At 75.0% G+C, this 965-nt stretch carries 3 protein-coding genes; all 3 read left to right on the top strand.

The annotated features are described in order from the left end of the window. Nucleotides 1–408: HAD-IA family hydrolase (locus VB737_RS16985; protein WP_500314703.1), on the top strand; the 408-nt coding region annotated here is incomplete at its 5' end. Further along, entirely contained in the window at nucleotides 405–752 is a 348-nt protein-coding gene (locus tag VB737_RS16980) for a DUF565 domain-containing protein (RefSeq protein WP_500314701.1), read from the top strand. The genes VB737_RS16985 and VB737_RS16980, both read left to right, overlap by 4 nt. 4 nt (nucleotides 753–756) lie before the next feature. Beyond that, nucleotides 757–965: hypothetical protein (locus VB737_RS16975; RefSeq protein ID WP_500314699.1), on the top strand; the 209-nt coding region annotated here is incomplete at its 3' end.

Below are 965 nucleotides of genomic sequence, written 5' to 3'. Positions count from 1 at the left end.
GTGCAGGCCCTGCTGGAGGGGGCCCCTCCGGCCCTGCGCCGGGCGTTTGAGTTCTGGGTCTGCGGCGACGATGTGGCCCGAAAGAAGCCCGATCCGGAGGCCTACCGGCTGGCGCTGGGACGGCTGGGCGTGGCGGAGGCGGGAGCGGTGGGCGAAGCGGTGGCTGGCGTCCTGGTGCTTGAGGACTCCCCGGCGGGGCTGGCGGCGGCCACCGGGGCCGGGCTGAGCTGTCTGGTCTGCCTGAGCGCGGCGACGCGGGAGGAGCCGGAGGCCCGCTTCAGCGCCGCCCGGGCCGTGGTCGAGAGCCTGGAGGAGCCCGGGGGCAAGATCGGTGTGCGCCAGGGGCCACCTTGCCCCGAAGGCCAGGTGACGCTGTCGTGGCTGGAGCGCCTGCTGGACACGCCATGACCCGCCTCCCCGTGCAGCGCACCCGATTCCAGGGACTGGTGAGCCAGCTGGGGAACCGCGTGGTCGGCGTGGCGCGGCGCAGCTGGCGGGCCGGCAGCCTGGCCGCCCTGGCGCTGCTGCTGGGCTTCTTCGCCGGTCAGAACCTCACCAGCCTGCTGCTCTTCACCACCCCGGGGGGCCGTCCGGCGGTGGTGCTCGGCCTGCTGCTGACCTTCGAAGCTCTGGTGCGGCTGCGGACCCGCCTGGTGGGCCGCGAACCCTCCCTGGCCTGGGTCCTGGTGGACAACCTGCGCATGGGCGCCACCTACTCCATCGTCCTCGAAGCCTTCAAGGTGGGGACCTGAGCCCGTGGTGCCACAACAGCCCACGCGGCCCCTGGAGCCAGCGCCGGATGGCTGGGATGGCCGGCTGGCCCGGGCGGGGGACCTGGGCCCGGTGCACCCCAGCCTGTTGCGGCTCCTGGCCCTGCCGCTGCTGCGGCGGCTGGAGGACGGCCTGCGCGGCGGAACGCCATCCAGGCGGCCCCTGCTGGCCCTGAACGGGCCGGGGGGCGCCGG

This window comes from Synechococcus sp. BA-120 BA3, from assembly GCF_034931285.1.
Taxonomy (GTDB): Bacteria; Cyanobacteriota; Cyanobacteriia; order PCC-6307; family Cyanobiaceae; genus Cyanobium.
Note: the sequence above shows the minus strand (reverse complement) of the source record. Positions and strands in the feature narration are given on the sequence as shown.